Here is a 7,599-nt window from a genome sequence, read left to right as displayed (position 1 = left end):
ACCACCGACACGCGGATTTTCAATCCGCTGCTCTACCAACTGAGCTACCCAGGCCTTTCACGTAACCATGTGCGAGGCGTATTAAACGGATTTCACCCCTCTGAGTCAAGTCGGCTATGCTGATTTTCCGTTTTTTGAACGAAAAAAGTGGTGTGGATCAACTGTTTAGAGTCACAATGCAGCTGGCAGAGTTTATTTTGTTATTGAAAGACGACATAGTCCGCCAATTCTTCCAGGGACTCCAGTTCAGCTATTTCTTCAATCGGTGCCTGCCCCTTTTCTTCCTTGTAAGTCTGATAGGCTCTGGTATCTATAACAATGTCGCCATTTTCTTCCTGAAAGAGGACAGAGTGGTCGCTGATGGCAGAGAGAATGAGCTTCTTTTTGTTGTTAGAGATAGAAATGTCTTTGATGTTCATAGGTCAGGCTCCTAATCAGTTTACTTCTGTTCAGGTACAAAACCTTCGGCGGCATCATAGTCTTCACCGGCGAAAAACTTATCCATCTGTTCGGTCAGGTATTTGCGGGTTTCAGGATCCAGCAGACTGAGGTGTTTCTCGTTAATCAGACGAGTTTGGTGGGCTTGCCATTCACTCCATGCAGACTGGGAAACGTTCTCGTAAACCCACTGGCCTTTGGGGCCTGGCAGAGGTGGCACAGCAAGGCCTTCGGCTTCTTTCTTGAGTTTTACACAGTGTACGGTACGGGCCATGGGTATCCTCTTTCTCACAATCAGTAATAGGGTGGCATCTTAACAAACTATTCGTCAGGACGAGCAGCTGACTTCCAGCTTTTTACTCCACTCAGGGGGCTTTTGAGCATAATGTCCCAGATCAGGATGCTCATCATAGGGTGACTGCAACACTTTCATCAATTGGTCGATTTCACTGTAGTCCCCCTTTTCCGCCTTCTCGATAGCCGTTTGGGCGAGATAATTTCGCAGAATGTATTTGGGGTTGATTTGTTTCATTCGTTCGTGGCGCTGCTGCTCTGGCTCCGGGTTTCGACGAATCCTTTCATCATAGCGTTGCAGCCACTTTTTGAGGAACTCAGGTTCACTGCACAAAGCAATGAATGCTGATACGCCCTGACCTGCACGGTAATCCGACAAGGTACGGAAAAACAGGGTGTAGTCCAGTCGTTGATCATGAAGTTGCTGCAGAAGATCCTTGATCAGATCTGAGTCTTCAGGTTCTTCTTCCTGCAGCCCCAGTTTCTCACTCATCAATGAAAGATATTTGGTTGAGTAAAGCGCGGGATAGCTGTCCAGTATTTTTTGAAGAGTAGATATATCTTCGAGCAGAGGCAAAAACGCCTGTGCCAGTCGGCCACAGTTCCAATAACCGATATCGGGTTGCTGGCTGAAAGCATAGCGGCCGGAATGATCAGAGTGGTTACAGATGAAGTGCCAGTTGAAATCATCCTGAAAGCCGTAGGGCCCGTAATCAAAGGTTTCGCCGAGAATGCTCATGTTGTCGGTATTCATTACCCCATGGGCAAAACCGTTAGCCTGCCAAAGGGCAATCATATGAGCGGTTTTCTCTACCACAGCTTTGAAAAATAAACTGTATTTGTCGTTTTTATCGGGCTGCCCGGAAAAATCAATTCGCTCGGAAAAATAGTTCTGAATGGTAAATTCGACCAGAGTTTCAAGAGCTTCGTGTTGTTTGGTGTAGTAAAAATACTCAAAGTGACCGAAACGGATATGAGTTTTTGCCATTCGCAGCAAGGTAGATCCGCGTTCCTCCGTTTCACGGTAAACCGGAGTGTCGCTGGTCACCACACAAAGGGCACGAGTGGTCGGGATACCCAGATGGAACAAGGCCTCAGAGGCAAGGTACTCACGGATGCAGGAACGTAAAACGGCCCGACCATCACCGAATCGGGAATAGGGTGTCATGCCTGCCCCTTTCAAATGGAGATCCCATATTTCACCTTTTTTGTTGATCACTTCCCCCAGAAGCAAACCTCGCCCATCGCCCAGCTGAGGGTTATAGCTGCCAAACTGATGTCCGGAGTAGATCATTGCCAAAGGGTCGGAATCTTCGGGAAATATTGAGCCTCCACCCATCTGGGTCAACTGCTCTTTACAAGTGTCGCTCAGCTCAAGATCTAGCAGATCAGCGGCTTTCTGACTCACGGCGACCAGCTTGGGATTATCCAGAGGAGTGCCCTGAAGACGGGTATAGAACACGTCTGGCAGCTGGCCAAAGCGGTTATTAAAGTTGAGCTGATCCAGGCTTGTTCTCATTTAGATATTTTCCATACAGAGGACGGAAATGCCACCACTCCCTGTTGCGGCATTGCTGTGGTCAAAGAATACCTGAGTATTTTACTAGGAAATTGACTTATATGGGAGAGTTCTTCAGGAAACGACAGACGACGTAATAGCGCTTTTAAGGTTGACCCATTTGTTGCATGAGCTGATCTTTTTCTTCCCAGAGATCATTAACCCATGCCTGAAAGTCATTACGAAATTCAGCATCCTGCTGGTAGCTGCGACCTATGAATGATTTCGGGATGGTTCGTTTGTCAACATGGATACTGACGTTTTTAATTCGACCACACAGGAAGTCCCAGAAACCCAGCTGGCCTTTTTGATGGTAAACAATGGTGATGTTTAAAAGGGTTCTCACCTGCTCACCCAAAGCTCCAATTACGTAACTGATACCGCCAGCACGGGGTTTCAGCAAATGTTTGAAGGGGGATGACTGCTTTTTGTGCTTCGCCTCGGTAAAACGGGTGCCTTCGAGGTAATTGACGATGGATACCGGCATGGTTTTGAATTTTTCGCAGGCATTAAGGGTGTTTTCCAGATCTTTGCCACGTTTTTCCGGGTGTTTTTCAAGATAGGCTTTGCTGTAACGCTTCATAAATGGGAAGTCGAGAGCCCACCAGCAAAGACCTATAACCGGAACGAAGATCAGTTCCTGTTTGAGAAAGAACTTCATCAAGGGGATTTTTCTGTTGAGCAGCTGTTGCATCAGCAAAATATCGGCCCAGCTTTGATGGTTGGAGGTGATCAGATAATAGCCATTGGGATTCAGGTCATTCAGACCGCTGATATTCAGATGAGTTCCTGTCAGTGCTCTCATCCAGAGGGAGTTGATGCTGATCCATAGCTCAGCCATAAAGTGAGCCATTCGTCCCATCAGGCGACGAAAGCCTTTTAAGGGGACGATGAGTTTTAAAAGAGAAAAACAGAGCAGCGGCACGCTGAGCAACAGGGTGTTGATGATCAAAAGGGAGGCAGATAAACACCCTGTAACGTATTCTTTAAATCGACGGATCATGTTGGACTTGGCGTTCTTTATTGGGGGTTGCGTAGTTTAACTCGAAACTTTTTTCATCTCTAACCCGGAACTTTCACCCCGCTGATCGCCTCTACAGAGTCCTCATGATTTTCGTTAACAGTTTACTGACTGGAGCTGCCAAGCCCAGCTCGGACGGTTGATCAGGCTGAAACCAGTGCCATCGATCTCCATCCGCTACCGAAGAGGCTTTGGCAGCAAAGGATTTGACCGGAGTGATATCCAGGTGATAATGGCTGAATGTGTGTCGAAATGAAGACCATTCTTCAAAATCTTCCAGACTTAATCCGGTTTTGTTTTGAGCGGCACCAGACAGCTCCTCATCGATCTGGATTTCCGGAAAACCCCAGAGTCCTCCCCAAATACCTGTAGGTGGTCTTTTTTCCAATAGAACCTCTCCAAACTCGTTGATCACCATTAACATGATTATCGATCGTTCCGGCTTGTCTTTTTTAGGTTTGGGTTCGGGGTAGCGGGTTTCTTCTCCGGCTTTGTGGGCCACACAGTTTTGCTCTAATGGGCAAATCAGACAGGAAGGTTTGGTCCGGGTGCAAATCATTGCCCCCAGATCCATCATCGCCTGAGTGTAATCTGCATTGCGATGATGTGGGGTAAACCCTTCGGCAATACTCCAGAGTTGTTGTGCTACTGCAGACTGTCCGGGCCAACCAGAAATGGCCTGATAACGGGCCAGTACTCTCTTAACATTACCGTCCAGAATCGGAGCACGAATACCCATACTGATGGACGCTATCGCTCCGGCAGTCGATAAACCGATTCCGGGTAACTGAGTTAATTCTTTAACAGAGCGGGGAAACTCACCGGCAAAAGTATCCATGACCATTTTTGCCGCCTTGTGCAGGTTTCTGGCTCTGCTGTAATATCCGAGCCCGCTCCACAGATGAAGCACATCATCGATTTCCGCTGAAGCCAGGTCTGCAACCCCGGGAAAGCGTGACATAAAATTTTCAAAGTACGGGATGACAGTAGTTACCTGGGTCTGCTGCAGCATGACTTCGCTGATCCAGACCCGGTAAGGGTTGATGTTTTTCTGCCATGGCAGGTTCTTGCGGCCATGACCATCAAACCATTGGAGCACTTGTTGGCTGAAGGCGTCACTATTGCTATCTGGCGACATATTGGGTGTCTGGGTTTAAGAGTTTAGTGGTGCATTCTACTATGAAAAGTACGATGGAATGGCCTCCTAATCTCATTTCATAGCGTTTTTGTATCTGCTTGCACTGAAAAGTGGAAACATGAACTTCTTTACTTTATTCCAATCTTTTTTCTGCCCAGACCCGTTTTTGCCGACAGTTCAGAGTCTCCTTAAAGTATAAATTTTGTTGATTGACATTATTTAAAAGTTTGAATTTTCTTATTCTGAAAATACGTTATTTTGTTCATATATCTTTCTAAGAACTGCTCAAACAGCCGTGGGCTAAGAAAAGCCATGAGCGAATGACTGATACGCTCGGTAATAAGCACGATGAATAAGACTGAAAATCCAGCTCGCACAACTGGCCTGGTATCAAGACTAAGCCGTGTTCCCACTCCTCTGGGAGGTCTGGCTTTAGGCATTGCCAGCCTCGGCGCTGCCTGGTCTCTGGTCATGCCAGATCAGTCTCAGGGACTGAAGTTAAGCGCTGCTCTGATTGCCGCCATTCTGGTCTTCAAGGTGATGCTGAAGTTTATTCTGCACCCGCACCTGATTCGTGAAGATCTTTCACACCCTGTCGTCAGCAGTGTTATGCCAACTTTTGCCATGGCGACTATGGTAATTGCCTCTGCTCTCATGCCCGTTTCCGAATTTGCGGCACGCGCGCTCTGGGTAGCGGCCGTGCTAACTCATCTGGTATTACTGGCAGGTTTTGTGACCAAGCGGGTTAGGGACTTTGATATTGAGCATATGGTGCCCAGCTGGTTTGTACCTCCTGTTGGTATAATCGTGGCTGCGGTCACGAGTCAGGGTATGGGCTTTGAGCCTCTGGTCAAGATGCTGTTTATCTTTGGCCTGCTCTGCTATTTCATAAAGCTGCCCATCATGTTCTACCGCCTGATCTTCAAGAGCACTATTCCTGATGCGGCGCTGCCTACTTTTGCCATTATGGGTGCACCAGCCAGTTTGTCTCTGGCGGGTTATCTGACCATCACCGATAATCCCAGTCTGATCATGATCAGTATTCTGGCGCCACTGGCTATTTTTATGACGGCCATGGTGTATATGGCTTTCATTAAACTGCTGAGGCTGCCATTTTCACCTGGCTATGCCGCTTTCACCTTCCCAATGGTGATTGGTGCCACAGCATTGCTTAAGCTGGAAAGCAAAGTAAATGGTGTCTTTGCTGATCTCTTTTATCAGCTGGGGCTTATTGAACTCGTGGTGGCTACAGTCATTGTCACTTATGTTGCTATTCGCTATATCCTCTTTTATCTGAAGCCCCGCCCACAATTGGCATAACCTGAACAGAAAATAACTGGCTTGATCCATGTGTCCTGCCAGTCTTTTTTGAGTCCAACAGACTTCTATTACGGCTCTGCTGAACCATCCCATCTCGCTCAGAAGGCTCATGCAGTAGGTTAGCGCTGGGCAATATAAACCAGGATTCTTGAATTTTTTTGGAAATTAATAGTCCAAAGCACATGAAGCTTAAAAAAATTAAATACAGTCAATGGAGTGACTAATGAATATAAACTCTTCCAGAACAGATGCATACGGGCTTCATGAAAGCAGCCTTGTTAAAGAAAACGTTGGTGATGAGTTTGATTCAGGGCCGAGCGAAGTCAAGAGCTTTTCAAGAAAGCGCAGGGTTCAAGATAAATCCTCTGCGCTGGTGAAGCAGATACGACGACTTGGTTGTGTTCTGCCAGGTTGCATTCATCAAATGCCCAATCAGACTATTCCCGAGCGAACCGTTTCCCATTGGATTGCTACTGATGTTTGTGAGGTTGCAGATGTAGCCAGTAGCAAGGTGAACGTGACGTTTACCGCAGAGGAAGCGGCTGAACGTTTTCGAAATACCATTGAAAATCTTATACATACGTTGAAATATGACGAAATCGCAATGGAATATCTTGAAGATGATCAAAGAGAGGCAATAACCGGGATTTTTATTGATTTTATTTTATGTCAGGAAGGTCTGGTTCATGACCGGTGCTTTACGTTTGAAAGCAGTACCGATAAATATGTGGCTGGCAAGACCATCGGCCTTATGAGGATTGAAGAGATAGAGTCTTACCTGAATGCTATTTTTACCGAACAGGCAGCAGAGGCATCGAAATTTAATAAGCTTAGATTACGTTATAGCCTGGGTGACATGCTGATTGATTATCTTAACAAAAAAGAGAATGTACCGGATGATGTTACTCCAAAGGTTAAGGCTTCAGTTGACTTTCGCGTCTATGAAATTACGTACGAGAAATTGCTGAAGGAGATTTATCCATTTTTTCAAACCCTTCTTGCTGGAAGAGGCTTTTTTTCTGAGTTGGGCGTTGTCTTTAATTTTGCCGTCAAATTCAGGCAGCAACTGATTGATAGTGCTTGTGTACCGCTAACATCCAGCAATATGTTAACTGTTGGTCTGCGCACCAACGAAAGTAATATGAGAGAGTATTTTAATCAACATGTTATGGATGTTATTTTTTCCGGGCGCTGTGATGGTATTGTTAACGCCATGTTTGATGACACTTCTTTTGGAACTGACAATGAAGCGAAACCGGCAAACAGACCAAACCTTAAATTCGGTGAAGAGCTTGAATATGACGTTAAAGATTCCCGAGCCCGGCTTGATGATATTTTTACATATCGACTCAAAGACAAAGGGATGTGTTATCGTCGTATCGCTGACGAACGTGGTACACGATATGGCTTTGATGATAGCTTCACCGTACTCCCTTTTTATGACTCCCAGAGTTGGTTTGAAATAAACTGCACGCCTTATCATTCTGGTGACCAGCTTGCGGAATTATCTTTTGAGAAGGTGATTGAAGTCACTGATTCAATGCGCAAGGACGGATTGATTGATTATAGTTCCGGGCATAAACACGTCGATGCCTTGAGTGCTATTCAGGGTGATACCGGTGTGCTTCTGGCGATGGAGTCAGAGATCCAGCGAAACCCTTTTTTACTGAGAGCATTTGGAAATAATGATCGTATTCTGGAGAACGATGAAGCCAGATGGTATAAAACATTTGCTGATTACAATCCTGACACAAAACCATTTGCCGTAAAACGGTTAAATACGATCATTGACCGATACAATAAAAAAATACAAGAAAATCATACTGAAAA

7 protein-coding genes are annotated in these 7,599 nt (G+C 45.9%); 2 read left to right on the top strand and 5 right to left on the bottom strand.

Going from position 1 to position 7,599, the window contains the following annotated elements; genetic code table 11:
* Positions 1-200: 200 nt before the first annotated feature.
* The 5 genes from KDK18_RS09335 to mutY form a co-directional block, all read right to left on the bottom strand.
* A complete protein-coding gene (locus tag KDK18_RS09335; protein WP_257254633.1) occupies positions 201-419 on the bottom strand; it encodes a hypothetical protein in 219 nt (72 codons plus the stop codon).
* A 20-nt stretch (positions 420-439) separates the two neighbouring features.
* Complete coding sequence (locus KDK18_RS09330; RefSeq protein WP_257254632.1) at positions 440-712, bottom strand: oxidative damage protection protein; 273 nt, start codon at positions 710-712, stop codon at positions 440-442.
* Between the two features lie 54 nt (positions 713-766).
* Positions 767-2,251, bottom strand: a complete 1,485-nt coding sequence (locus KDK18_RS09325; RefSeq protein ID WP_257254631.1) for a YdiU family protein — start codon at positions 2,249-2,251, stop codon at positions 767-769.
* Positions 2,252-2,396: 145 nt separating this feature from the next.
* Positions 2,397-3,293: an acyltransferase gene (locus KDK18_RS09320; RefSeq protein WP_257254630.1), complete on the bottom strand. Its 897-nt coding sequence runs from the start codon at positions 3,291-3,293 to the stop codon at positions 2,397-2,399.
* A 91-nt stretch (positions 3,294-3,384) separates the two neighbouring features.
* A complete protein-coding gene (gene mutY, locus KDK18_RS09315; RefSeq protein WP_257254629.1) occupies positions 3,385-4,449 on the bottom strand; it encodes an A/G-specific adenine glycosylase in 1,065 nt (354 codons plus the stop codon).
* 348 nt (positions 4,450-4,797) lie between these two features.
* Here mutY and KDK18_RS09310 point away from each other — a divergent pair, with 348 nt between their 5' ends.
* Together KDK18_RS09310 and KDK18_RS09305 are read left to right on the top strand one after the other, a co-directional pair.
* A complete protein-coding gene (locus tag KDK18_RS09310) occupies positions 4,798-5,769 on the top strand; it encodes a TDT family transporter (protein WP_257254628.1) in 972 nt (323 codons plus the stop codon).
* Positions 5,770-6,352: 583 nt separating this feature from the next.
* On the top strand, positions 6,353-7,599 hold a 1,247-nt coding region (locus tag KDK18_RS09305; protein ID WP_257254627.1), incomplete at its 3' end, for a hypothetical protein.

The sequence above is a fragment of the Endozoicomonas sp. SESOKO3 genome, assembly GCF_024606255.1.
Note: the sequence above shows the minus strand (reverse complement) of the source record. Positions and strands in the feature narration are given on the sequence as shown.